Genomic DNA, 23,366 nt, shown 5'->3' on the forward strand with positions numbered 1-23,366 from the left:
TTTGCAGTGATACGTCACCAGTGGCCTCTATGAGCTCCCAAACTCTTCAGAGGCCTTCAGCATTTCAGCGCAAACCTCATCGGGATTTCTGTGGCTGAACATATGCTCGTTGGCATTGCGCCATATCAATAAATTGTGCGCTCCGCCATTTCCCTTGAGGGGGTAGTACTGGTTTGCCGGCTCGCTGGTCCGATTGTCAAACAACAACAAACGGGCCGGGCTGATCGGGAACAGAATGCTGGTTTCGGAGTTCTTTATGCCTCGAAACCGATCGGACGGATGCAAGAACGTAATCGGGTTATCGCTCGTAATGAATACTGGTTGATCGGCGATCACCATCGACCAGCGCATTGCCATGAACATCTTGGCGTAAACACCGGCGCCGCTTATTTCTTCAATCCAGAAGCGTTTAATGTCATCTTCCCCTGCGTCTCGATACGCGGGCCACTTCTCCAGATCTAGCTCATATTCTTTCCCGTTTATCTCAACTGACGACGCTGGCCCGCCTGGCCCCGAGTGAAAATCCACGAGTTGAGCATGCATTTCTTGAGTTAGCTGCAGGAACGCGGGATTGCGAAGCATCAGGGTGGCCGCGAGCAGCGAGACCATTTTTCGCAATGGGTCCCAGCTCAAGTCAATCATGTCGTCCCGCAGCTTCTTCCAAACGACCGAGCCAAACCATTGCTCCAAATCCGCTAGCTTGTGTTCGAAGCTGTCATCTCGCTGCCCGTCAGCATCCTTTGGTACATACAAGTGGAATCGGACAGCTACCTTGTCGATTCCCTTGAGCTCCGGGTCTCCGGATGTTCTGCCGAATCGCCAGATCTTTTTCTTTTCGTCGTCCGAAGCAAATCCACGCAGATACGCTTGCGGCACCCAATGGCAGCGCTTCGTTACGTTGGCCTTGCCCATCCTGACCCTCTCAAAATGTACGGTCAAAAGGAATCAACATCACAGGGCCATTGAAACCTCTTGCAGGCGCACTACCTGCCGCAGCACTCCATCAGCAAACCATCTCGCCGGCTGAGACTGCGAGTTCGATCTGAAGTAAGCGGAGCTACCTCGGCCTTGACTCTCCGCTGAGGTCAATCTATACCACATCAGACGCGCTCGACTATTACTTACACACCTCTTACACACTGACACACTTTCTTACACACTTTTCGATTTTCGCTAAAAATATCGATAAAATTCATATGCTTAAAAATTTGAACCCGACTCAAAATCTGTTTCCGGCAACGGAGTGGGGGTTCGATTCCCTCCACCGGCACCATCAGCGAGTCCGGCGCCATCGCCGACGTCCTGAATCCCGCAGCAAGCGCCCTCTCCGCATCGGACGTCCACGACACCGGTCGCATTGCGTTCACCGTGACGGCAGGTCCAGGCCGGCGGTCCCGGCCCGAACCTGCTTCCCCAGTCCTGCATCCATCTTTCGCCCCCTGATCGATGGCCGTTCCGCGAGCTGGCGTGGTTTCTTCGACGCCGAGTCCTTCGGCGAAGAACGATGCGCCCCATATCACGCGGCCGGCTTCCCGTTTTCTGCGACGGTCCCGGACCTCAGCTCGGCTTGAGCGAAGAAATGGAATCGTTCGTTCCGCCCCAGTCGCTGTAGTCGGGATAGGTGCCGTCGCCGGTCGGACCGCCGACGGAACTCACGGTCCAGGTCTTGCCGCCGTAGTTGATGTCCTCGTAGAGCGTCCACTGGCCATCAATCACGATCAGCGACGACGTCTTGTCGTTCCAGCCCTGCGGCACCAGGTCGGGATCGGCGACCGTCACCACCAGCGCGCTGCCGCCGAAGTTCACGTCTTCGAACAGGATGATCTTTGCCATGACTTTCCCCTTGTTTCGAATGGCCGTCAGGCCATGCCGGAGCCATTCTCCGGCACCGCACGTTGCAATCTTTCCACTTTAATTGTCAATACAACAATGCAAAGTAATTATTGTTGTATACGTATTTATGAAATCTTCTCCGGAACGTGATAGGACGCGCCTTCGTGCTGCGCTAGGCATCACGTTGCCCCTTTCGCGTACCGCCTGCGCAAAGCACGCTCCGCCTTCCGGGACCTCCGAACAGTCGGCGTTCGGCGGGAAGCGCCCCGGAAAGTCTGCACTCCGCATCGAGGCCTGGCTTCCGGGGTGCGGGCGCGGAGGTCGGAAGACCCTGTCCTCCCGGAAGAGCTCGCCGCTTCGGCGAAGGCGATCGAGGAACAGCGCATCGCCGGACGCGAGTCGCGCAGGACCCGCCACGTGGCAACCCCGTTGCGCCGCCGCGCCTTTCGCGCCGCCGCCTCCAAACCGTCGCAGTAGCCGGCTATGATACGGACCCGTACGGGCAGGCGCCCGACGACGGCAGCGGAGCGGAGCTCCGCCGCCGAAGCCTCGCCATGACGGCACAGGCTGATCACGCCATTTCGACGATCGGAGCGAGGACGCAGCCCGAGCGGCTCTGCGCCCGTACAGGGCGCGCGAAATCCTGAGGGGGGGATTTCTCATGTCCTTGCCATCGGCGCGCCTCGTCGCGCTCGGTCTGCTGTTGGCTGCGACCGGCGCGGCCGCCACCGTCGCCCACGAACACGACGAACTCGAAGCGAGCCTGGACTTTCCGTTCCGCGCCGACGCGGACGGCGCGCGCCGCGGCGCCGTCGAACTGCTGTATCCGGGCCGCGACGGCGTGGCCGTCGCCTGGCAGCTGCGCCTGTTCGCGGCGGACGGCCGCGTGCTGCGCCGCTGGAGCGGCGAAGCGCTGGCCGGCGACAAGCGCCGGCGCCTGGAACTGGACTGGGACGGCCGCGACGAGCGCGGCGACCGCGTCGCCGACGGCATCTACCGGCTGGAATTCGCGGCCGGCGCCGGCGGCGCCGAGGAGCTGCAGACCGCGCTAGCGGCGCAGGCCGCGCCGCCCTCGCTGGCCCGCACGGCCGACATCGTGCATGAGGATTGGAGCATCGCCGTCGGCGCGCCGCCGCGGGCCCGGTTGCCGGCCGACTTCCGGCCTTTGCCGAGCGGCGCGACGGATCTCGACGTCGCCGTGCCGTCCGGCGACGCGCGCTACGTGATCCATTACGGCAACCTGCACAGCCAGACCAATCACAGCGACGGCGGCGGCGACCTGAGCACCTGCAACAACGCCGAGTCGCCGCAGTCCGGCGCCTACGGTCCGGCCGATGCGTTCGCCTACGCGCAGGCACACGGGCTCGACTTCCTGCTCGCGAGCGAGCACAACCACATGTACGACCGTTCCACCGGCACCAACACGAACGCGTCGCAGCAGTTCGCGCTGGACCTGTACCAGTCGGGCCTCGACGCGGCGGCGACCTACACGGCCGACCATGCGGGGTTTCTCGCGCTCTACGGCATGGAATGGGGCGTCACGACCAACGGCGGCCATCTGAACATCATCGGCGCTGAGGCCTTGTACGGCTGGGAGTACAACGCGGCGAACCAGCTGATCGGCAGCTTCTATACGCCCAAAAGCGACTACGCGTCGTTGTATACATTCATGCGCGGCCAGCAGGTGATCGGCCAGTTCAACCACCCGACCAGTTCGGGGCAGTTCGTCGTCGACGGTGACGCCGTGGGCTATACCGCCGACGGCGACGAGGTCATGGTGCTCAGCGAAGTGCTGAACAGCTCCGCGTTCTCCATCGCTACGGACGAATCCGAGACCAGCCGCAGCAGCTACGAAAGCGTCTGGAAGAAGCTGCTCGAGCGCGGCTATCACGTCGCACCGGCCAGCAACCAGGACAACCACTGCGCGAACTGGGGCGCGTCCTATGGCAACCGCACGGCCGTGCTGATTCCTCAGGGACAGGCGCTGACCGCCGCGAGCCTGCGCGACGCGCTGCGCGCGCGCCGCGTGTTCGCGACGATGGACAAGACCGCGCAGATCCTGCTGACGAGCGGCGAGCGCCTCATGGGCCAGCGCTTCGCGAACGACGGCGCGCTGAACCTGCGCGTCGACTACGCGAGCACGCGCGGACGCACGGCGAGCCAGGTGCAGATCTACGAAGGCGTGCCCGGCCGCAACGGCACGGTGACCTTGGCGGCGAGCAGCGCCCAGGCCGTGCTGAATCCCGCCGCCGGCGAACATTTCTACTACGCGAAGATCACTCAGGACGACGGCGCCCTGCTCTGGTCCGCACCGCTGTGGGTGACCCAGCTCGCGCCGGAAGACCGGATCTTCGGCAGCGGGTTCTACTGAACACCGCGGAGCTGCGAGCCGGCATGGCGCCGGCGCCGCCGGTGAGATGGACATCGGCCGCCGCGGGGCGGCCGACTCGCGAATGACCCAGGCGCGACCAAGGCCGGCCTCGCGACGGTTCCCCTGCTGGTACGCAACCGGCACGGCCCAGCCGCAGCCGACGGCGAGCCGTCGCTGACCCGATCAGCGGAAATTACCGCGCCACTCCCCCGCCGCCGCAGAACTGCAGTTCCGCGAAATCCGAACTCTTTCGTTTTTTAGCTATTTATTAAAAAAATAAACTAGTAAAATAGACAACAACCAACAACCCTGCGGCCGTAACGCTCAGCTAACACGTCCGGGCGCAAGGTGCGTTCAGTTCTCACCTACTCATCGCCGGCGGGACTCACGCTCGCCGCACCGGCTGCCGATCGCATTTCTCGCGTCGCGGCGGCGACCGCTACAGGTACCGGGCTCCGGTACGTGCTCCTGCAACGGGCAATGCCCCGTTGCCTCGATTTTCCCCGGAATGCAGTTCGCCACGGACGGCTCTGAGGAATTTTCCCCATGAGCAACAATGCCAACAACCGCAATCCGAGCGATGCCTCGAAGGCCGCGCCTGTCGAAGCCCCGACCGACAGCAAACCGGGTATGCCGGCCGATCAGCAGAAGAAGGAAAAGGAAGTCGTCGAACCCACCCGTGTGGTGCCGGCGACCGAACCCCGCGACAGCCGCCTGGGCGCAAGCCCAGGCGGCATCGTCCGCGTCGCGTGAAAGCAGCGCCGCAACGAATTCGCCGTTTTCCGCCTTGGCGATTTAACACTCCCTTACGCCTGTGGGCGCATAGTCGACCGACGTTTACGTGCCGTTCGCGGCATGGAGCGACACGCAGGCTCTTCCGCTACCGAAGCCTCCCATCCGCCGTTCGTGCATCCGCAGACTTCGCCGCGCCGACATCGGCGAACGGCCTGTTGCCTTGCCGTTTCCCCCCGTGGAGTCTTCATGTACCTCGTCGTGCATTTCCAGTTCCGTCTGGCTCCCGGCACGAGCGTCGGGCCGGCGCTGCTCCGACGCATCTGGTGGGCGGCGGCGCAGACGCCGCAGATCGACGTGAGCCGCGCCGCGCGCCATCAAACCGACGGCTTCATCTATTCGCTGTCGGCGCCGGCCAACCTGGCCGACCTGTCCAATGTGGAAACGCGCTTGCGGTCGTTGCTCGAACGGCACGTGATCGGCGCCGTGAACACCTTGATCCGCCTGCCGGGCACCCACGGAGGAAGCGCATGAGCTTCGACATCGCGATCGGCCGGTGCGTCGAACTCGGCGAACGTTTCGCCGTCGCCAGGCTCGACGGCGCCCTGCTCCGGAAGCTGCGTCCGGCCTACGCCTTCGTCGGCCAGCCCGGCGCGCGTCTGCGCGTGCCGCTGTCGGTCTGCAGCACGCGGCGGCCGCCCGTCATGGATCAGGAACTGTTCCTCGACTACGCGAAGGTCGCCGGCGGCGCCGAGGCCTCGCTGATTCTGCTCGGCCAGGACGACTACACCGACACCGACATCCGCCTGATCGCCAGCGGCATGGAACCGTTGCCGCGTCCGGCTCCGGAGCCGAAGCAGCGCTTCTCGGACTGGACCGGCCGGCGTTAGACCAGCCCGTTCCTGTTCCGCGCCTGTCGGGATATTCGCTGCGTCAGTCGCGCACGCCTGCGTCACACCGTTCGACCGTGTTCGCGTCGGCAGGCGCAGTTCCGTTGCGTCGCTGCGCCGACGGCAATGAGCTCCGCCGATTTCCGGACGCTTCCGGGCGCCTGAGCCCTCAGGGCGCGAGAACCGCCGACAGATCCAGCAGCATCACGTCGGTGTCGTCGCGAGCGACGACCGGCAGCACGGCGCGCGTCGCCGCGCGGTCGAGCGCGAAGCCGCCTTCGGGCAGCGCCCATTCGACCTTGCGCAGCAGCCGCGGCGGAGTGCCGTCCCAGGGCTGCACGAACAACTGCGGCTTCATGTCTTCGCCGCTGTAGAGGTAGTACAGGCCGCTCGGGTCCACGCGCCAGGCGTTCATGTTCCAGAACTGCACGTTGCTGTTGACGCGCTCCTCGGCGCCGCTGGCCAGGTCGATCGCGTACAGGCCGCCCTCGCCCATGTTCGCGAAGTACAGTTTTCCATTTCCGGCGCCGTCGCTGACGCTGTAGGCCGAGGATTCGGACAGGCGCCGGCTCGTGCGCGCGGCGAGGTCGCGCTGCCAGATATGCCAGGCGCCGTCGCGGTCGGACACGTAGAAGATGCTGTGGCCGTCCCAGGAATACGCGCCGTAGCGCACGTTGTCGCCTTCCTCGCTCTCCTGCCGGGTCTGGCCGGAATCGACCTCGACCGAATACAGCCGGCTCTGGCCGCTGCCGCGCGCGACGTAGAGCACGCGGCGGCCGTCGGGCGACCAGTTCGGCGCGCTGAGCTCGACTTTGCCGTGGTGGGTGATCTGGTACGAGGTGCGCGCGCCGGGTTCGAACAGCCAGAGCTGCGAATCGCCGCCGCGGTTGGACACGAACACGAGGCGGTCGTCGTTCGGTGCGAAGGCCGGCCAGGATTCGCTGCGCGTGGACGAGGCGATCGCTTCGCCGGCCGCGTCGGCCGCCGCGTCGAAACGGAAGCTCTGCAGATTGATGTCGGCGTTGTCCTGCTGGAACACGGCCAGACCGCGGCCGCGGCTGACCGCCGGATAGCTGCCGCCGACGATGCCGAGGTTGGCGAGATCGCCCGATTCGGTGTCGAGCAGATACAGACTCTGCGTGCCGCCGTGGTCCGACGACAGCAGGATGTGGCGGTTGTCCGGCAGCCAGTCGTAGCCGCGGATGCGCGCGCGCAGGCGCGTGAGCTGGCGCGCCGAGCCGCCGCCGACATCGACGACGAAGATGTCGCTGTACGGTACCGCGCCGCGGCGGAACGCGATGCGCCGGCCGTCGGGCGAGGCGCGCGGCTGGATGTCGGGCTGGCCCGGATCGCGCTGGTAGTCCAGCGGCGCTACCTGGCCGTCTTCGAGCGCGAGGCGGTGCAGGCTCTTGGCCGTTTCGGTGCGCGGCTTGCCGTCGACCGGCGCGAGCTCTCGCTGGCGCGAGATCAGCAGCGAGCGTCCGTCGCGGCTCCAGTCGAAATAGTCGAGGAAATGCGGCTCGCAGCCGGCCACTTCGCGTTCGCGGCCGCCGAGCGCGGCGACGACGACGATACGGCAGACGTCGCCGCGCATGCGCAGGAACGCGATCTGCGTGCCGTCGGGCGACCAGACCGGATAGGTCTCCTCGCTGGAGTCGCTGCGCGACAGGCGTATCGGCGGCGAGCCCGACAGGCCGCGCAGATAGATGTGCGGGCCTTCATCGCCGGGATAGCGCGCCGTGTAGGCGACCGACGTGCCGTCGGGCGAGATGCTCGGAAAGGTTTCGCTGTCGGATTCGGCCGTGACCGGGCGCACCGGGAAGCCGCTTTGCGCGAACAGCGGATTGCGCAGGTCCACGCGCGAGGGTGGAGGCGCGCGGCCGAACACGGCCAGCAGCGCGCAGGCGGCGACGACGACGACGGCAATGATCCAGAGTCCCTGCGGCCGCTTCGGTGGCAGTTCGACGACGACCGGCACTGCCGGGGCGGCTTCCGCGGCCGTTTCGCCGCCCGCCCCGGGCAGTTGCTCCAGCCATTCGACTGGCGTCAGCAGGCGGTAGCCGACCTTCGGAATCGTCTCGATGTGCCGCGGCAGCTTGGGATCTTCCTCGATCGCGCGGCGCAGCTCGGTGATCGCGTGGGTCAGCACGTCGTCGGTCGGAAACGCGTCGCGCCAGACCGTGTCGAGCAGTTCGCTGCGCGTCTGCGGTGCGCCGTTGGCGAGCATGAGCTGGCGCAGCACGGCCATCGCCTTCGGCGTCGGCCGCAGCTCGCGATCGCCGCGCAACAGGCGATTGCTCGCCAGATCGACGAACCAGTCGCCGAGGCGGGCAAATCGTGTCTGGTCCTGTGGCCGCAGCACGCGAACGTTGGAGCTCACCCAGTCCCCCCGAAACCCATGGTTCACCCGACGCGGACGCCGGGCGGCGATGCGTCGTCGCCGTGACCGCGTCCGGTACCCGGACACAGCAGCGAAGCCGCCCGGCCACTCTCGGCAATGGCCGCGCGCCGGTCAACCAGGCCGCGACGCCTCGCCGGCGAACGCGCGAATACCGCCGTGCCTGCGCAACTTACCCGCAAGCGCTGCAACATGCAGCCTCAGCGGAAGCGGTCGGTGGCCTCGATCAGCTCGTGCGTGATGCCGGGCTCCAGGGCCGAATGGCCGGCGTCGGCGACGATGCGCAGATCCGCCTCCGGCCAGGCGCGGTGCAGGTCCCAGGCCGAACGCGCCGGACAGACGACGTCATAGCGACCCTGCACGATCACGGCCGGAATGTCGCGCAGCCGACCCGCGTTGCGCAGCAGCTGATCGTCATGCTCGAAGAATCCGCCGTGCACGAAGTAGTGGCATTCGATGCGCGCGAACGCGAGCGCGAACTGGTCCTCGCCGGTCGCGGCGATGTGCGACGGATCCTGGTAAAGGAAACTCGTCGCGCCCTCCCAGGTCGACCAGGCCTTGGCCGCGGCCGTGCGCACGGCCGCGTCGCCGCTGGTCAGACGCCGGTAGTAGGCGCTCATGAGATCGCCGCGCTCGACTTCGGGAATCGCCTTGAGATAGGTCTCCCAGACGTCCGGAAAGATCGCGTCGCAGCCGCGCTGATAGAACCACTCGAGCTCCCAGCGCCGCAGCATGAAAATGCCGCGCAGCACGAGCTCGCTCACGCGTTGCGGATGCGTCTGCGCATAGGCCAGCGCGAGGGTCGAGCCCCAGGAGCCGCCGAACACCTGCCAGCGATCGATACCCAGATGCTCGCGCAGCCGCTCGATGTCGGCGACGAGGTGCCAGGTCGTGTTGTCGCGCAGTTCCGCATGCGGCGTGGAGCGGCCGCAGCCGCGCTGGTCGAACAGCACGATGCGGTAGTGCTGCGGATCGAAGAAGCGGCGCGAGTTCGCGTTGCAGCCCGCGCCGGGACCGCCGTGCAGGAACACGACGGGCTTGCCCTGCGGGTTGCCGCACTGCTCGTAGTACACGCTGTGCAGGTCGGAGACCTGCAGGCGGCCGCTATCGAACGGCTCGATTTCCGGATACAGCGTGCGGCGCGGATTCTGGGCGGCGCTCATGGCAGCTCCTGGCGAGACAATCCCGCGAGTGTAGCCGGGCCGGCCGCGGCCGCGCAGCTCAGCCGCCGCTGCCGGCGGCCGCGTCGCCGGCGCGCTTGCAGATCAGTTCCTGATTGAGGAATTCGCGGCCGTTCGACGCACGTGAATACAGACGCGACCGCGTGCGGCCGTCCTCTATCCACTGCCAGTCGAGGCGCTCGGCGCGGGCGTTCTCGTTCGGCGGCGTGATCTCGACCTTGCCGCTGAGGTGGCGCAGATCCGGCGCGAGTTCGGCATCGAGGGTCATGCGGCGGTCCGGCGTCGTCGCATCGAAGCCGCTGCCGAGCACGTGCATGGTTTCCGGATCCACGCTGAGCAAGGTGATGCCGACGTGCGTGGTGTCGCCGCCGCGCAGCACCGCGTAGATCGACTCCTGCAGGAAATTGCCCTTGAGCACCCATTCGAAGCGGCGCTTCTGCACGGTCTCGACCATGCGCTCGTGGAAGCGGTCGTCCCACGTACGCAGATTGCATTCCCAGTTACCGACGAGCGGCTGCGCGAACGACTTGAACGCCTGGCGCGAGTCCTGCGCGACACGCGGATCCACCGCGCCGGCCAGGGTCGCCGCCGACAGCAGCAGAGCCAGCAGCCCGCCGCGCAGGAATACGCCGCGCACCGCGCGAATGTCCGTTCTGTCCATGGAAACTACCGCTTGATTCATGCCGCCTCCGGCTGCTGACTGTATGCGATCCGCACGCTGCCGTTGCCGACCACGCCGAACGCGCGCGTGACGCTGGCCCGCGCCTGCATCAGCGCCATGCGACGCAGGCGTGTCGCCGGCGTGCCGAACTGCTGCTTGAACAGGCGTGCGAACGCGCAGCGATTGATGAAGCCCATGCGCTGGGCGATGGTACCAATAGGCACGCTGGTCTCGACCACCATGCGCCGCGCGCGCAGCATGCGCTGCTGCACGAGATAGCGATGCGGCGACGCACCAAACACGCGATGGAACAGGCGCAGGAAGTGCGACGGCGACAGGCTTGCGACCTGGGCCAGCGCGGCCAGGTCCAGCGGCACGGCCTGGCCGTGGTCGATCACGTGCTTGGCGCGCAGCAGCCGCGCATACAGCTGGCGCCGATGACGCTCGCTGCGGCCCGGGCACTGCGCGAGCGCCTGGGCCAGTTCTTGCTGGCGCCGCGACAGCAGGCCGAGCACGAGATCGAGCGCCGCATGGGTGTCGACCGACAGGTCGTGGTTGGACTGAGCCAGCCGCGACAGGGCCAGAGCGAGCTCGCCGTCCTGGGCGAAGAACGCCGGCAGCGGATCGACGCTCGCGCGGCCACGCAGTCCGGCCGGCGCCAGCCAGAGCACCGCCACGCGCGCTTCGCCGCCGCCGACCGCTTCGACGCGCAGGCCGTTGCCGCCCTCGGTCAGCAGGACGTCGGAAGCGCCGAGCTCGACGCCGCAGCCGCGGCTGTCGACCTGGACGCGGCCGCGCAGGGCCAGGCACAAGGCCGGCGGGGTCCAGCCCCACGACTGCGCCTCGCGCAGATCGCCGACCCAGAGCAGCGCCCGCGGGCCGAAGCGTTCCAGGTAATCGTCGCGGTCGCGCCAGGATGGAAACGCCGCATTGCCCTCGTGACGCCAGTGCACGCAATTCATGGTCCGCCCTCCTCGTTGGAATGTGGCCAAGCTAGGCAGAGGCCTCCGGCGAGTCCCGAGTGGCGGGCGAGTTCGCGGCGAGTTCCGCAACATCGGGCGGCGAGGTTTCGGCGAAATCTCGGCGAGGTCACCAGGAATCAATGACTTGACCGGACATTTCCGCAGCAATCCGGACAAATCGGCCCGGAGCCGCTCCCCGGCTCGTTCGCGGTCCGGTCGACTCTGCGCATTTCGGCAACGCCGAATTGGGGGATGAAAGCGGCCCGACCGGCGGCGGTGAAGCGCCGGCGAGGTCGAGTTCGGGGAATGCCGCCTGCGCTTCGGGAGTGACTGATGGACGGCGTCCGGAGGAGCTGTGCGGTCGGCCGAGACCGCGGAGCGGCAGCGGCGACGCCCAGGGACAATGGGTATCCTGAATTGGCAAGACGCCGCCGGGTTACGACACGCCGGTGTTCCACGAAAGACGGTCGCTGGCCGTGCCTTGCACGGCGCCGATGACCGCGCACCACGAAGAAGTCGCAGCAGCGCCACCGGACTACGGCCCGCACCGGTTTGAAGCCGACTCGACAGGAGGGACTTAGGGAGGATTGCCCTTGGCGCCATTGCGGCGCGCCCCTAAGACTGATGTTGCACACGGTTTATTGGTCGGGACGGCGGGATTTGAACCCACGACCCTCTGCCCCCCAGGCAGATGCGCTACCAGGCTGCGCTACGCCCCGACACGGAAACCGATGCTGCAAGAGCCGGCGAGTATAGCCGGCCCGCGACGACGCCTGCAATGCGACTGCCGCTGCAGCACGAGCCGCAACGGCGCCGCTCTTCCGGCAGACGCCGGCCGGCTCAGCGGCGCAGGATCTGCAGCACTTCCTCCAGCTCCATGCGCACCTGGCGCACGATCTGGCTCGACATGCTGACTTCGTTGCGCTGCTGCTGACCGTCCAGGCGCTGACGCGCGCCCGTGATCGTAAAGCCCTGGTCGTACAGCAAAGAGCGGATCTGCCGGATCATCAGCACGTCGTGGCGCTGGTAATACCGGCGATTGCCGCGTCGCTTGACCGGCTTGAGATTCGTGAATTCCTGCTCCCAGTAGCGCAGCACGTGCGGCTTCACACCGCACAACTCGCTGACTTCACCGATCGTGAAGTAGCGCTTGGCCGGGATTACCGGGAGCTCACTGTTGCTGCCCTGATCCAGCATAGGCCTCGACTCTGACCTTCAGCTTCTGACCCGGCCGGAACGTGACCACGCGCCGCGCGGAGATCGGAATCTCCTCGCCGGTCTTGGGATTACGTCCGGGACGCTGATTCTTCTTGCGCAGGTCGAAATTGCCGAAACCCGACAGCTTGACCTGCTCCCCTTTTTCCAGAGCCTCACGCACTACATCGAAGAACGCATCGACGAATTCCTTGGCCTCGCGCTTGTTGAGGCCTACGTCAAGGAACAGTCGTTCCGCCATTTCCGCCTTGGTCAGCGCCATGCTACCCCCGCAGTCTACCGCCGCATTCGCGTTCCAGGGCAGCCAGAGCCGAAGCCACGAGATGGTCTGCTTCCTGATCCGTAAGAGTGCGGTAACTGTCCTGCAAAATCAAGCCAATAGCGAGGCTCTTTAGACCGGAACCTAAGCCCGTGCCGCTGTACCGATCGAACACCAGCAGGTCGCGCAACACCACCCCGCCGACGCCGCGCAAGACAGTTTCGACCTGGCCCCAGGTCACCGCTTCGGGCAGCACGACCGCGATGTCGCGGCGCACCTGAGGGAAACGCGACAACTCAGCGGCTTCAGGCAGCCGACCGGCGGTGAGCCCGTCGAGGTCGAGCTCGAAGGCGTAGACGTCCTGGTCCAGGTCCAGCGCCTTCAGCAGGCGTGGGTGCAGGGCGCCGATATAGCCCAGAAACGCCCCGTCCCGGCGCACCTCGGCGCTGCGTCCCGGGTGAAATTCCGGGCGGTCGAGTGGGTGAAACTCCGCCCGGCCGCCGGCCAATGCGACGAGCTTCTCGAGGTCGGCCTTGAGGTCGTAGAAGTCGACCGCGCGCTTGTCGCCGCCCCAGTGTTCGGGCACAGCGCGGCCGCAGGCGACCGCGGCGACACGGCGGCTTTCCAGCGGCGCGTCGCTGCCGGTCTGGAATACACGTGCGATCTCGAACAGGCGGATGCGCTCCTGCTGCCGGTTCGCATTGTGCTTGAGCGCCTCTACGAGACCCGGCAGCAGCGACGTACGCATGACGGCGAGGTCGGCGCTCAGCGGATTGGCCAGCGCGACCGCGCCGGCTTCGCGTGACCAGCGCTGCAGCCAGTCCTTCGCCACGAAGCTGTAGCAGACCGCTTCGTAATAGCCGTCGGCGACGAGCTGGGTACGCACGCGCTCGGCCGGCACCTGGGCCTCGGGCGCGAGGTTCAGACGCAGCTGGCCGCTCGGCGCGCGGGTCGGCACGCGCTCGTAGCCGTGCACGCGCACGACCTCCTCGATGAGGTCTTCCTCGATCTCGATGTCGAAGCGCCGCGACGGCGGCGTGACCGACCAGCCCTGCCCGGCCGTCTGCACGTCCATGCCCAGCGCGCGCAGGATGCGTTCGACCTCGGCGTCGGGCACGTCCATGCCGAGCACGCGGCCCAGGCGCTGCCGGCGCAGCGGCACCGCGCGGCGCGCCGGCAGGTGTTCCGGCGCGACGGCCTCGACGACGGGGCCAGCCCTGCCACCGGCGATCTGCAGCAGCAGCTCGGTCGCGCGATCGAGGGCCAGGCGCGGCAAGTCGGGATCGACGCCGCGCTCGAAGCGGTGCGAGGCGTCGGTATGCAGGCCGAGCTTGCGCGCGCGGCCCATGATCGAGGCCGGCGCGAAATGCGCGCTCTCGAGGAATACGTCGGTGGTCGCGTCGGTCACGCGCGAATCCTGCCCGCCCATGATGCCGGCCAGCGCGACGGCGCGCGCCGCGTCGGCGATCACGAGGAAGGACTCGTCCAGGCTGACCTCGCTGCCGTCGAGCAGCGTGAGCGTTTCGCCGGCCGCCGCGCGGCGCACATGGACGTCGCCGTCGAGCCTGGCATTGTCGAACGCATGCATGGGCTGACCGAGCTCGAGCATGACGTAGGCGGTCACATCGACGACGGCGCTGATCGGACGCAGGCCGGCGCGGCGCAGGCGTTCCTTGAGCCACAGCGGAGATGTGGCCGCCGGCGCGATGCCTTCGATGACACGACCGAGATAGCGCGGACAGTCCGCCGCGGCATCGAGGTGCACGCCGCGCACGGCCGCGCTGGCGATCGACACCGGCGCCGCGGTCACGTCCTGCAGCGGCGCGCCGAACAGCGCGGCGACGTCGTAGGCCAGGCCGCGCAGGCCGAGGCAGTCGGGCCGGTTCGGCGTCATCTTGAGTTCGATGCTCGCATCGGGCAGCGCGAGGTAGTCGGCCAGCGCCATGCCGGTCGGCGCATCGGCCGGCAGTTCCATCAGGCCCGATGCGTCCGCGTCCAGGCCGAGTTCCTTGGCCGAGCACAGCATGCCGAACGAATCGACGCCGCGCAGCGCAGCCTGCTTGATCGCCATGCCGTTGGGCAACAGCGCGCCGATCGTCGCGACGGGCGCCTTGATACCCAGGCGCGCATTCGGCGCGCCGCAGACGATCTGCAGCGGCTCACCTGCGCCGACCGAGACGCGGCAGACGCGCAGCTTGTCGGCGTTCGGATGCTTGTCGCACTCGACGATCTCGCCGACGCGCACGCCGGCCAGACCGTCGCCGAGCGCTTCCACACCCTCGACCTCGAGCCCGGCCATGGTCAGACGATGACAGAGGGTGTCGCGGTCGACGGCCGGATCGACCAGGCTTCGCAGCCAGTTTTCGCTGAATTTCATGGAGAGTCTTTCAGAAGAGGGAGCGGAAACGCGCGCGGCGTCAGGCGAACTGGCGCAGGAAACGCAGGTCGTTCTCGAAGAACTGGCGCAGGTCCTTGACGCCGTAGCGCAGCATCGCGAAGCGCTCGACGCCGAGGCCGAACGCGAAGCCGGTATAGCGTTCCGGATCGATGCCGCAGTTGCGCAGCACGTTCGGATGGACCATGCCGCAACCGAGCACCTCGAGCCAGCGCTCGCTGCCGTCGGCCTGGTCCCAGCGGATGTCGACTTCGGCCGAAGGTTCGGTGAACGGGAAATAGCTCGGCCGGAAGCGCATCTCGAAATCGCGCTCGAAGAACGCGCGCACGAATTCGGCCAGGGTGCCCTTGAGGTCGGCGAAGCTCGAGGTTTCGTCGACGAGCAGGCCTTCGACCTGATGGAACATCGGTGTATGGGTCTGATCGGAATCGCTGCGATAGACCTTGCCCGGCGCGATGATGCGGATCGGCGGCTGGCGGCCGCTCATTGCGCGGATCTGCACCGGCGAGGTATGCGTGCGCAGCAGACGGCCGTCCGGGAAATAGAACGTGTCGTGCATCGCGCGCGCCGGGTGATGCGGCGGGAAATTCAGCGCCTCGAAGTTGTGGTGATCGTCCTCGATCTCGGGACCTTCGGCGACCTGATAGCCCAGACGCTGGAAGATGTCGGTGATGCGCGCGAGCGTGCGCGATACCGGATGCACGGCGCCGAGATCGGCGACGCGGCCCGGCAGGGTAACGTCGATGCGTTCGCTTGCGAGGCGCTCGGCGAAGGCCGCTTCCTCGAGCAGACTGCGCCGCTCGGCGATCGCGCCCTGCAGACGCTCCTTGGCCCGGTTGACGCGCTCGCCGGCGAGCTTGCGCTCCTCCGGCGCGAGCTTGCCGAGCGCCTTGAGCTGCTCGGTCACGAGACCGCTCTTGCCGAGCAGTCCCACGCGAAGACTTTCGAGCTCGTCGATCGAAGCGGCGCCGCCTATGCGCGCCAGCGATTCATCGACCTGCGTCTCCAACACGTCCATGCAAACTCCACGAAGATTTCTGTTCCGGCGATTGCCGCCGCCCGGGTGCCGCGACCGCCGGCGTCCAGCAATAGCGCGCCGGCCCGCCCGCGGCAAACAACTTTCCGTCCGGCAAAAAAATGGGGAGCGAAGGCGTCAGCCCGCGCTCCCCACGTTTGCAGCCGGCGGCGCGCGCGGCGCCGCCGATGGTATAGCGCTGCGGTTACGCGGCCAGGGCGGTCTTCGCCTTCTCAGCCAGCGCACCGAACGCCGCGATGTCGTGCACCGCGATGTCGGCCAGCACCTTGCGGTCGACATTGATGTTGGCCTTCTTCAGGCCGTTCATCAGACGGCTGTAGGACAGGCCGAACTGACGCGCGCCGGCGTTGATGCGGACGATCCACAGCGCGCGGAACTGGCGCTTGCGCTGCTTGCGGCCGATGTAGGCGTACTGGTGCGCCTTGGTGACGGCCTGCTTGGCTACGCGGAATACCTTGCGACGGGCGTTGTAGTAGCCCTTCGCCTTGGCGATGATCTTCTTGTGACGGCGACGCGCCGTGACGCCTTTCTTAACTCGTGCCATTGTTCAATCCTCCACTCAGAGATACGGCAGCATGCGTGCGACGCGGCCCGCGTCCTCGGCGCGAACGTGGTTCGTGCCGCGCAGGTTGCGCTTACGCTTGGTCGACTTCTTGGTGAGGATGTGGCTCTTGAAGGCGTGGCCGCACTTGAACTTGCCGGACGCCGTCTTGCGGAACCGCTTGGCGGCGGCCCGGTTGGTCTTCATCTTGGGCATGAAACTGCTCCGTTGAGGTTTTCGTTACTGACCCGAGCGGTGGCCTGCGCCACGCTTTCCGTCCTGCTCGAATCGGCGAATAAGTCCGCGCACGCGCGGACGGGTTCCACGAATTCCCGACGCCGTCCGGCGCCGGGAAAACCTTTCGCACGCGCCTTGGCGCGTTACTGCTTCTTCTTCGGCGCGACCATCATGACCATGAGTCGGCCTTCCAGACGCGGCCACTGCTCGACGACGGCCTCTTCGGCGATCTCGGCAGCGATGCGCTTGACCATCGCTTCGCCCAGTTCCACATGGGCCATTTCGCGGCCTTTGAAGCGGATGACGACCTTGACCTTGTCACCTTCGGCCAGGAAGCGCTTCATGTTGCGCATCTTGACTTCGTAGTCGCCGTCGTCGGTGGTCGGACGGAACTTGAGTTCCTTGATCTCGACCTGTTTCTGCTTCTTCTTGGCCGCGTGGGCCTTCTTCTGCATCTCGAACTTGAACTTGCCGAAGTCCATGATGCGGCAGACGGGCGGGTCCGCATTGGGCTGGATCTCGACGAGATCCAGCTCCAGGTCCTGAGCCATCCGCAGCGCTTCGTCGCGCGACAGAACCCCGACCTGTTCCCCGTCTGCGCCGATCACGCGAACCCGCGGGACGCGGATCTCGTGGTTGCGGCGGTTGGCTTTTTCAGCAGTGGCGGCGATACGCGCGTCCTCCCAGAAAACTAAAATTATTGAGCAATCAGCGACTTAGGCGCCGACCTGCTCGCCCTTCAGGCGCTCGGCGAACTGAGCCACGGTCATGGAACCCAGGTCTTCGCCGGAGCGAACACGCACGGAAACAGCCCCGTTCTCCTTTTCGCGATCACCGATCACGAGGAGATACGGAACCTTCTGCAGCGTGTGCTCGCGGATTTTATAGCCGATCTTCTCGTTGCGCAAATCCGCCTCTACCCGGAAACCTTGCGCGACAAGGGCTTGCACGGCCTCGCCGACCGCGTCGGCCTGGGCGTCGGTGATGTTCATGACGACGGCCTGGACCGGTGCCAGCCCGGACGGGAAATTGCCAGCATGATGCTCGATCAGGATGCCGATGAAGCGCTCCATCGAGCCGACGATGGCCCGGTGCAGCATGACCGGGTGCCGGCGCGAGCTGTGCTCGTCCACGTACTCGGCGCCCAGGCGGCCCGGCATCATGAAGTCGACCTGCATCGTGCCGAGCTGCCAGGTGCGGCCGATCGCATCCTTGAGGTGGTATTCGATCTTGGGACCGTAGAACGCGCCCTCGCCCGGCAGTTCCTGCCAGTCGACGCCGCAGGCGCGCAGCGCCGAGCGCAGCGCGTCCTCGGCCTTGTCCCAGGTCGCATCGTCGCCGAGGCGCGACTCCGGGCGCAGCGCGATCTTGATCTGGATATCGGAGAAGCCGAAGTCCGCGTAGACCTGCAGCGCCTGGCGGTGGAACGCCGTGACCTCGGCCTCGACCTGGTTCTCGGTGCAGAAGATGTGCCCGTCGTCCTGGGTGAAGCCGCGCACGCGCAGGATGCCGTGCAGCGCGCCCGACGGTTCGTTGCGGTGGCAGGCGCCGAATTCGCCGTAGCGGATCGGCAGGTCGCGGTAGCTGTGCAGGCCGTGGTTGAAGACCTGGATGTGGCCCGGGCAATTCATCGGCTTCAAGGCGTACGTGCGCTTCTCCGACTCGGTGAAGAACATGTTTTCCTTGTAGTTGTCCCAATGGCCGGACTTCTGCCACAGGGACACGTCGAGCACCTGCGGGCAGCGCACTTCCTGGTAGCCCGACAGGCGGTAGACGCGGCGCATGTACTGCTCGACGATCTGCCACAGCGCCCAGCCCTTGGGATGCCAGAACACCAGGCCCGGCCCTTCTTCCTGCACGTGGAACAGGTCCAGCGCCTTGCCGATCTTGCGGTGGTCGCGCTTCTCGGCCTCTTCGAGCTGGGTCAGATAGGCCTTGAGGTCCTTGTCGTTGAGCCAGGCCGTGCCGTAGACCCGCTGCAGCATCTCGTTCTTCGCATCGCCGCGCCAGTACGCGCCGGCCACCTTCATGAGCTTGAAGGCCTTCAGGCGATTGGTATTCGGCACGTGCGGCCCGCGGCAGAGATCGATGAACTCGCCCTGCGCGTACAGCGACAGATCCTCGTTGGCCGGAATCGACGCGATGATCTCGGCCTTGTAGTGCTCGCCCTTGTTCTTGAAGAACTCGGCCGCCTCGTCGCGCGCCATCAGCGAGCGCGCGACGGGCAGTCCCTCGGCCGCGATCTTCTTCATCTCGGCCTCGATCCGGTCGAGGTCTTCGGGCGTGAACGGCGTCTTGCGCGCGAAGTCGTAATAGAACCCGTTGTCGATGACGGGGCCGATCGTGACCTGGGTGTCGGGAAACAGGCGCTGCGTCGCCTGGGCGAGCAGATGCGCCGTGGAATGGCGGATGACGTCGAGGGCGTCCGGATGTTTTTCCGTGACGATCTCGAGGCCGGCGTCGGCCTCGATGCGATAGCTCGTGTCGACGAGCTTGCCGTCGACCTTGCCGGCCAGGGCGGACTTCGCCAGGCCCGGACCGATGGACTGGGCCACGTCGAGCACCGAAACCGGCTGCTCGAACGCGCGCTGGCTGCCGTCGGGTAGCGTGATCTGAATCATGGGATGTGCCTCGGAACACCGCGTCCGCGCTGCGGAATCGCGGCCAATAAAAAAGGGCGCCGAGCGCCCTTGTCGGGTGAGCCCTGCGCGGGAATTTCAGCGATGCGGGAAAGTTCGCGTGCTCATGTCACACCCTCGACCGGCGCGTTGGCGCGGGCCACCTCGGCTCTGTGCGTCGCGACGGCGACGCAGACGGCGCGAAAACTAGAGCACCGCCGCCGCGGCTGTCAACGCCGCAGGGCTACATAAGACCGCGACCGCCGCCGCACAAGCCCGTGGAGCGCCGGTTGTAACATCGCGAATTTCGTTCAACATCCATTGCTCGCCCTGTTGCGCTCGCCCGGAGGAGACCCGTCGATGCACCGCCCCCTGATTGCCCTGTTCCTGTCGCTGCTCGGCTGCGTCGCGGCGCATGCCGCCGAGCCGGTGACGATAGGTCAGCTGTATGCGATCCACTCGCCGACCCTGGCCGAAGACCGCGAATACCGCGTCCATCTGCCGGCCAGCTATCGCTGGGCGACCAACCGCCGCTATCCCGTGCTGTATCTGCTCGACGGACGGACCCGCTTCGGCCATACGGCAACGGCGGTCGAGGCGCTCGCGGCCGCCGGCGACATTCCGGAAATGATCGTCGTCGCCGTCGACAGCACCGATCAGCGCGCTCGCGACTTTACGCCGTCGGGCTCCGAGGCGGTCGCCGGCAGCGGCGGCGCGGACAAGTTCAAGCGCTTCCTGTCGACCGAGCTGATTCCGTCCGTCGAGCAGGAATACCGCGCCAACGGCTTCCGCATCCTGTCGGGCCATTCGCTCGGCGGACTGTTCGTGCTGCACAGCCTCAGCGCCGAGCCGGCGTTGTTCCAGGCCTACATCGCGCTCGCGCCGAACCTGGACTGGGACAACAAGCTCGCCCAGCGCGCGCTGCAAAAGACCTTCGAGGCCGACAGCACGATCAAGGGCTATGCCTACGTCGCGCGCGCCGACGACGGCGGCGCGGTGCTGACCGATTTCGAGGCACTGGCCGACACCTTCAAGAACAAGGCGCCGCCGGGACTGCGCTGGCAGGCCTCGGCGTTCCCGCAGGAAAGCGCCGCGACCGTGCCGCTGCCGGCCCAGGTCGAAGCGCTGCGCGGCCTCTACCAGGGTTACCGCCTGCCGGCGGCCGACTATGCAAAGGGGCTGGCCAATGCAGAGGAGCATTTCTCGAAGGTGTCGCGCCTGGTCGGCACGCCGCTGGCTATCACCGAGGAAGCACTGTCCGGCGTCGCGCACGCCCAGCTCGACACCAAGCCGAAGGATGCGCTGAAGCTGTTCCAGCGCAACCTCGACGCGAACCCGAACTCGGCCGACGCGCACATGGGCATGGCCGAAGCCTTCGCAAAGAACAACAAGTGGAAAGATGCAGCGCGCGAAGCCGACCGCGCCGTCGCGCTCGCGGCCGAATACCAGCAGCCGGCGCCGGCGCAGGCCTACTACAAGGACAAGGCCGCCAAGATCAAGGAAGGCCCGAAGAAGAAAGGCGCCAGGTAAATTCGGCGCCCGCGCGTCGGGCGGCCGGCGCAATGCCGGCCGCCGCGGAACCGGCGCCGTCCGTCACCTGCGGACGGACGGCGCCTCTCGCCTCAGAACGTCCAGTCGAAGATCACGCTCGCGTTGCGCCCCATCTCGTCGGCGCCCGAGCCGTGCTCGCGGTAACGGCGGTCGGCGATGTTGTCGAGCAGCAGGCTCAGCTTCGCGTCGGGCGCGAATTCCCAGGCCAAACGCGTGTTCCAGGTGTTCCAGCCGGCCGTGCCGTCGGGATTGACGCGCGGGTCGGTCAGGTCGCGCGGGCTCAGCCGGTCCTGACGCGCCGCATACAGCGCATTGACGTCGAGGCTCAGGGTCGGCGTGAAATAGTGCAGCAGGCCGAGGCGGCCGTTGAGCGGCGGCACGCGATCGGCGTCGTAGCTCTCGCCCGCATAGGTCTCGTCGCCGCGCGTGTAGTTCAGGGTGCCGTAGAACTGACTGTTCTCGCTGAAATACCAGCGGCCGCCGGCTTCCACGCCCCAGAGGTCGAGCTGCGTCACGTTGGCGTTCGTCACGATGATTGCGCCGGTCGACGTCAGCTCGCCGGTTTCGATCGTCGTGATCTTGTCCTTGTAGTCCGACTTCCAGACGAAAGCTTCGGCCTGCCAGCGCGGGTGGTCCCATTTGAGGCCGAGATCGTAGGTGATCACGGTCTCGGGCTTCAGGTCGGTGTTCGGCACGGCCCAGCGGTTGCTCGGCCGGCTGCCGAACACGCCGAGGTCGAAGATGTTCGGCGCGCGGAAGCCGCGGCCGATGTTGCCGACCACGTGCACGGTGTCGCTCGCCTTGAACGTCAGGCCCGCGTTGCCGGTGAAGTCGTCGGGACTGAGCTTCACGCCGACGCCCTGGGTGTTCGGCGTCAGCTCGATGTCGAAGCTCGAATAGCGGCCGCCGAGATCGAGCTGCCACTGCGGCGCGAGGGTGATGCTGTCGTTGAGGAAAATCGCGTAGCTGTCCATCGTCGAGCCGTCCGGGAACCGCGGCGGACGTGCCGTGACGGCGTTGGTATTGAGGTTCAGGCGCTCGCGGAAGCTCGCGATGGTGTCGTAGTAGGCCTCGGCGCCGTAGACCAGCGCGTGGCTGCCGGCTTCCTTGTTGAACGTCGCGGTGAAGCCGCGCAGGCGGCTGGAGTTTTCCTCGAGCTCGCGATTGACCGTGCCGAACTCGCGCGTGCGGCGGTCGTCGTTGATCTTCTGGTAGCCTGCATGGAACTCGGCGCGGTCGAACCACCCGCCGTCCTGCTCGATGACGTAGCGCGCCTGCACGAACAGGCGGTCCTGCGGCTGGAAATAGAACTCGGCCGAATTCGGCCGCGTCTGGTGGAAGCTCGTCACGAGCTCGTCGACGCGCGCAGTCTTGGGCTGTTTCAGATACGACGCCGACAGCATGAACTCATGGCCGGACGTCGGACTCCAGAGCAGCTTGGTGTCCGCGGCCCAGGAACTGAAGTCGGTATACGGCAGGCGGTCGCCGTCGCCGCCGAGCTGGCGCAGACCGACGTCCTGCACGGTCACGCCGCCGGCGATCGACACGCCGTCCTTGCCGGCGGCGCCTGCGATGCGGCCCAGCCGCGACAGGTCGCCGCTGGAATACTGCGCGCGGAAGCGGCCGCGGCCGTCCCAGGAATCGCCGTCGAAGCGCTCTTCCGGCGTGAGGATCTGCACCACGCCGCCCATCGCGTCGGAGCCGTACAGGCTGGACTGCGCGCCGCGCACGAGCTCGATGCGGTCGACGTTCTGCGTATCGGCCAGCGCGAAATACTGGTTCGGCGAGTTGCGGAAGAACGCCGTGTTCATGCGGAAGCCGTCGACCATGTGCAGCACTTCCGAGCCCTTGAGGCCGCGGATGATCGGCACAGCCTGGCCCGGCGTGGTGGACTGGATGAACGCGCCCGGCTGGCCGCGCAGATAGTCGGCCACGGTCAGCGCGGTCTTCTCGCGGATCTCGTCCTGACCGACCACCGTCACCGCGGACGAGACGTCGAAGTTCGACTTGGCCGTACGCGTCGCGGTGACCTGGATCTGCTCCAGCGGCTGCTCGCCGCGACCGGCTTCGCTCGCCGCCGCTTCGGCTTCGGTCGTGGCGGCGGCCTCGTCGAGCGGCGCCGCGGCGGTTTCTACGGCCGTTTCGGCCAGCACAGGCGTGGCGAGCGCAAACAGAATCGCGCTCAGCAGAGCGGAATGACGCATAGGACTCCCCCAGTCAGATGGTCGTTAGGACCAAAGACGAAAGAGTGCCGGCCGCCAGCCCTTCTGACATCGGCCCTAAGGACCAATTTAACTAAGCCCTGAGCATTAGAACCCCGGTCCAGCAGATCCGGCTCGGCGTCCGGACGGAACCGGAGCGACGGTCAGCGCCGGCGCGCCGGGCAAAGCCATCGGACCGCGCAACGCGGTTAGGCCGCGCGGCGGGGGCCGGGCCGGCCTCGATGCCGGCCGGCCTGGCCCGGACCCGGCCACGCGGCCGGCGGC

20 protein-coding genes and 1 tRNA gene are annotated in these 23,366 nt (G+C 66.6%); 5 read left to right on the forward strand and 16 right to left on the reverse strand.

The window, feature by feature from the left end:
* Nucleotides 1–27: 27 nt before the first annotated feature.
* Both NON22_RS01155 and NON22_RS01160 read right to left on the reverse strand, forming a co-directional pair.
* Nucleotides 28–912: a DUF4238 domain-containing protein gene (locus tag NON22_RS01155; RefSeq protein WP_257385056.1), complete on the reverse strand. Its 885-nt coding sequence runs from the start codon at nucleotides 910–912 to the stop codon at nucleotides 28–30.
* Between the two features lie 645 nt (nucleotides 913–1,557).
* Nucleotides 1,558–1,833: a beta/gamma crystallin family protein gene (locus NON22_RS01160; protein ID WP_257385057.1), complete on the reverse strand. Its 276-nt coding sequence runs from the start codon at nucleotides 1,831–1,833 to the stop codon at nucleotides 1,558–1,560.
* A 661-nt stretch (nucleotides 1,834–2,494) separates the two neighbouring features.
* Here NON22_RS01160 and NON22_RS01165 point away from each other — a divergent pair.
* From NON22_RS01165 to NON22_RS01180, 4 genes are all read left to right on the forward strand, one after another.
* Nucleotides 2,495–4,204 (forward strand): CehA/McbA family metallohydrolase, encoded by a 1,710-nt coding sequence (locus NON22_RS01165; RefSeq protein ID WP_257385058.1) that lies wholly within the window; start codon nucleotides 2,495–2,497, stop codon nucleotides 4,202–4,204.
* Nucleotides 4,205–4,750: 546 nt separating this feature from the next.
* On the forward strand, nucleotides 4,751–4,957 hold the full coding sequence (locus NON22_RS01170; RefSeq protein WP_257385059.1) for a hypothetical protein: 207 nt from the start codon (nucleotides 4,751–4,753) through the stop codon (nucleotides 4,955–4,957).
* Between the two features lie 228 nt (nucleotides 4,958–5,185).
* Nucleotides 5,186–5,470: a hypothetical protein gene (locus NON22_RS01175; RefSeq protein WP_257385060.1), complete on the forward strand. Its 285-nt coding sequence runs from the start codon at nucleotides 5,186–5,188 to the stop codon at nucleotides 5,468–5,470.
* Nucleotides 5,467–5,826 carry a hypothetical protein gene (locus tag NON22_RS01180; protein ID WP_257385062.1) on the forward strand — a complete coding sequence of 120 codons (360 nt, stop codon included), beginning with the start codon at nucleotides 5,467–5,469 and terminating at the stop codon, nucleotides 5,824–5,826. Before NON22_RS01175 ends, NON22_RS01180 begins: the two co-directional genes overlap by 4 nt.
* A gap of 169 nt (nucleotides 5,827–5,995) precedes the next feature.
* Here the strand turns inward: NON22_RS01180 and NON22_RS01185 are convergent, their stop codons facing one another.
* The 13 genes from NON22_RS01185 to thrS form a co-directional block, all read right to left on the reverse strand.
* Nucleotides 5,996–8,206 (reverse strand): winged helix-turn-helix domain-containing protein, encoded by a 2,211-nt coding sequence (locus NON22_RS01185; RefSeq protein ID WP_257385063.1) that lies wholly within the window; start codon nucleotides 8,204–8,206, stop codon nucleotides 5,996–5,998.
* Nucleotides 8,207–8,424: 218 nt separating this feature from the next.
* Complete coding sequence (pip, locus tag NON22_RS01190) at nucleotides 8,425–9,387, reverse strand: prolyl aminopeptidase (protein WP_257385064.1); 963 nt, start codon at nucleotides 9,385–9,387, stop codon at nucleotides 8,425–8,427.
* A 58-nt stretch (nucleotides 9,388–9,445) separates the two neighbouring features.
* On the reverse strand, nucleotides 9,446–10,066 hold the full coding sequence (locus tag NON22_RS01195; protein WP_257385065.1) for a hypothetical protein: 621 nt from the start codon (nucleotides 10,064–10,066) through the stop codon (nucleotides 9,446–9,448).
* Between the two features lie 17 nt (nucleotides 10,067–10,083).
* Nucleotides 10,084–11,028, reverse strand: coding sequence for a helix-turn-helix domain-containing protein (locus NON22_RS01200; RefSeq protein WP_257385066.1), 945 nt, complete (start codon nucleotides 11,026–11,028; stop codon nucleotides 10,084–10,086).
* A 642-nt stretch (nucleotides 11,029–11,670) separates the two neighbouring features.
* A tRNA-Pro gene (locus tag NON22_RS01205) sits at nucleotides 11,671–11,747 on the reverse strand.
* 121 nt (nucleotides 11,748–11,868) lie between these two features.
* Complete coding sequence (locus NON22_RS01210; RefSeq protein ID WP_133819103.1) at nucleotides 11,869–12,225, reverse strand: MerR family transcriptional regulator; 357 nt, start codon at nucleotides 12,223–12,225, stop codon at nucleotides 11,869–11,871.
* On the reverse strand, nucleotides 12,200–12,505 hold the full coding sequence (locus NON22_RS01215; protein ID WP_133819102.1) for an integration host factor subunit alpha: 306 nt from the start codon (nucleotides 12,503–12,505) through the stop codon (nucleotides 12,200–12,202). The genes NON22_RS01210 and NON22_RS01215 overlap by 26 nt, the downstream gene beginning before the upstream one ends.
* Before the next feature lies 1 nt (nucleotide 12,506).
* Nucleotides 12,507–14,879: a phenylalanine--tRNA ligase subunit beta gene (gene pheT / locus NON22_RS01220; RefSeq protein ID WP_257385067.1), complete on the reverse strand. Its 2,373-nt coding sequence runs from the start codon at nucleotides 14,877–14,879 to the stop codon at nucleotides 12,507–12,509.
* A gap of 40 nt (nucleotides 14,880–14,919) precedes the next feature.
* Complete coding sequence (pheS, locus tag NON22_RS01225; protein ID WP_257385069.1) at nucleotides 14,920–15,915, reverse strand: phenylalanine--tRNA ligase subunit alpha; 996 nt, start codon at nucleotides 15,913–15,915, stop codon at nucleotides 14,920–14,922.
* A gap of 202 nt (nucleotides 15,916–16,117) precedes the next feature.
* Nucleotides 16,118–16,477: a 50S ribosomal protein L20 gene (rplT, locus tag NON22_RS01230; protein WP_257385070.1), complete on the reverse strand. Its 360-nt coding sequence runs from the start codon at nucleotides 16,475–16,477 to the stop codon at nucleotides 16,118–16,120.
* Between the two features lie 15 nt (nucleotides 16,478–16,492).
* Nucleotides 16,493–16,690 (reverse strand): 50S ribosomal protein L35, encoded by a 198-nt coding sequence (gene rpmI / locus NON22_RS01235; RefSeq protein ID WP_133819098.1) that lies wholly within the window; start codon nucleotides 16,688–16,690, stop codon nucleotides 16,493–16,495.
* Between the two features lie 164 nt (nucleotides 16,691–16,854).
* Entirely contained in the window at nucleotides 16,855–17,382 is a 528-nt protein-coding gene (gene infC / locus NON22_RS01240) for a translation initiation factor IF-3 (protein ID WP_257385075.1), read from the reverse strand.
* 45 nt (nucleotides 17,383–17,427) lie between these two features.
* Nucleotides 17,428–19,332 (reverse strand): threonine--tRNA ligase, encoded by a 1,905-nt coding sequence (gene thrS / locus NON22_RS01245; protein WP_257385071.1) that lies wholly within the window; start codon nucleotides 19,330–19,332, stop codon nucleotides 17,428–17,430.
* A gap of 357 nt (nucleotides 19,333–19,689) precedes the next feature.
* Here thrS and NON22_RS01250 point away from each other — a divergent pair, with 357 nt between their 5' ends.
* Nucleotides 19,690–20,859: an alpha/beta hydrolase-fold protein gene (locus NON22_RS01250; RefSeq protein WP_257385073.1), complete on the forward strand. Its 1,170-nt coding sequence runs from the start codon at nucleotides 19,690–19,692 to the stop codon at nucleotides 20,857–20,859.
* Nucleotides 20,860–20,951: 92 nt separating this feature from the next.
* Here NON22_RS01250 and NON22_RS01255 read toward each other — a convergent pair whose 3' ends face one another.
* Nucleotides 20,952–23,084, reverse strand: coding sequence for a TonB-dependent receptor plug domain-containing protein (locus NON22_RS01255; protein ID WP_257385074.1), 2,133 nt, complete (start codon nucleotides 23,082–23,084; stop codon nucleotides 20,952–20,954).
* Nucleotides 23,085–23,366 lie beyond the last annotated feature (282 nt).

The sequence above is a fragment of the Tahibacter caeni genome, from assembly GCF_024609805.1.
GTDB lineage: Bacteria > Pseudomonadota > Gammaproteobacteria > Xanthomonadales > Rhodanobacteraceae > Tahibacter > Tahibacter caeni.

What these genes read in the sequence shown, in the direction of transcription:
- NON22_RS01175 (WP_257385060.1), top strand. Translation starts at nt 5,186, where the DNA reads ATGTACCTCGTCGTGCATTTCCAGTTCCGTCTGGCTCCCGGCACGAGC.
- NON22_RS01195 (WP_257385065.1), bottom strand. Translation starts at nt 10,066, where the DNA reads ATGGACAGAACGGACATTCGCGCGGTGCGCGGCGTATTCCTGCGCGGC.
- rpmI (WP_133819098.1), bottom strand. Translation starts at nt 16,690, where the DNA reads ATGCCCAAGATGAAGACCAACCGGGCCGCCGCCAAGCGGTTCCGCAAG.
- pheS (WP_257385069.1), bottom strand. Translation starts at nt 15,915, where the DNA reads ATGGACGTGTTGGAGACGCAGGTCGATGAATCGCTGGCGCGCATAGGC.
- NON22_RS01160 (WP_257385057.1), bottom strand. Translation starts at nt 1,833, where the DNA reads ATGGCAAAGATCATCCTGTTCGAAGACGTGAACTTCGGCGGCAGCGCG.
- NON22_RS01165 (WP_257385058.1), top strand. Translation starts at nt 2,495, where the DNA reads ATGTCCTTGCCATCGGCGCGCCTCGTCGCGCTCGGTCTGCTGTTGGCT.
- pheT (WP_257385067.1), bottom strand. Translation starts at nt 14,879, where the DNA reads ATGAAATTCAGCGAAAACTGGCTGCGAAGCCTGGTCGATCCGGCCGTC.
- NON22_RS01200 (WP_257385066.1), bottom strand. Translation starts at nt 11,028, where the DNA reads ATGAATTGCGTGCACTGGCGTCACGAGGGCAATGCGGCGTTTCCATCC.
- NON22_RS01155 (WP_257385056.1), bottom strand. Translation starts at nt 912, where the DNA reads ATGGGCAAGGCCAACGTAACGAAGCGCTGCCATTGGGTGCCGCAAGCG.
- thrS (WP_257385071.1), bottom strand. Translation starts at nt 19,332, where the DNA reads ATGATTCAGATCACGCTACCCGACGGCAGCCAGCGCGCGTTCGAGCAG.
- NON22_RS01170 (WP_257385059.1), top strand. Translation starts at nt 4,751, where the DNA reads ATGAGCAACAATGCCAACAACCGCAATCCGAGCGATGCCTCGAAGGCC.
- NON22_RS01210 (WP_133819103.1), bottom strand. Translation starts at nt 12,225, where the DNA reads ATGCTGGATCAGGGCAGCAACAGTGAGCTCCCGGTAATCCCGGCCAAG.
- NON22_RS01215 (WP_133819102.1), bottom strand. Translation starts at nt 12,505, where the DNA reads ATGGCGCTGACCAAGGCGGAAATGGCGGAACGACTGTTCCTTGACGTA.
- rplT (WP_257385070.1), bottom strand. Translation starts at nt 16,477, where the DNA reads ATGGCACGAGTTAAGAAAGGCGTCACGGCGCGTCGCCGTCACAAGAAG.
- NON22_RS01250 (WP_257385073.1), top strand. Translation starts at nt 19,690, where the DNA reads ATGCACCGCCCCCTGATTGCCCTGTTCCTGTCGCTGCTCGGCTGCGTC.
- pip (WP_257385064.1), bottom strand. Translation starts at nt 9,387, where the DNA reads ATGAGCGCCGCCCAGAATCCGCGCCGCACGCTGTATCCGGAAATCGAG.
- NON22_RS01180 (WP_257385062.1), top strand. Translation starts at nt 5,467, where the DNA reads ATGAGCTTCGACATCGCGATCGGCCGGTGCGTCGAACTCGGCGAACGT.
- NON22_RS01255 (WP_257385074.1), bottom strand. Translation starts at nt 23,084, where the DNA reads ATGCGTCATTCCGCTCTGCTGAGCGCGATTCTGTTTGCGCTCGCCACG.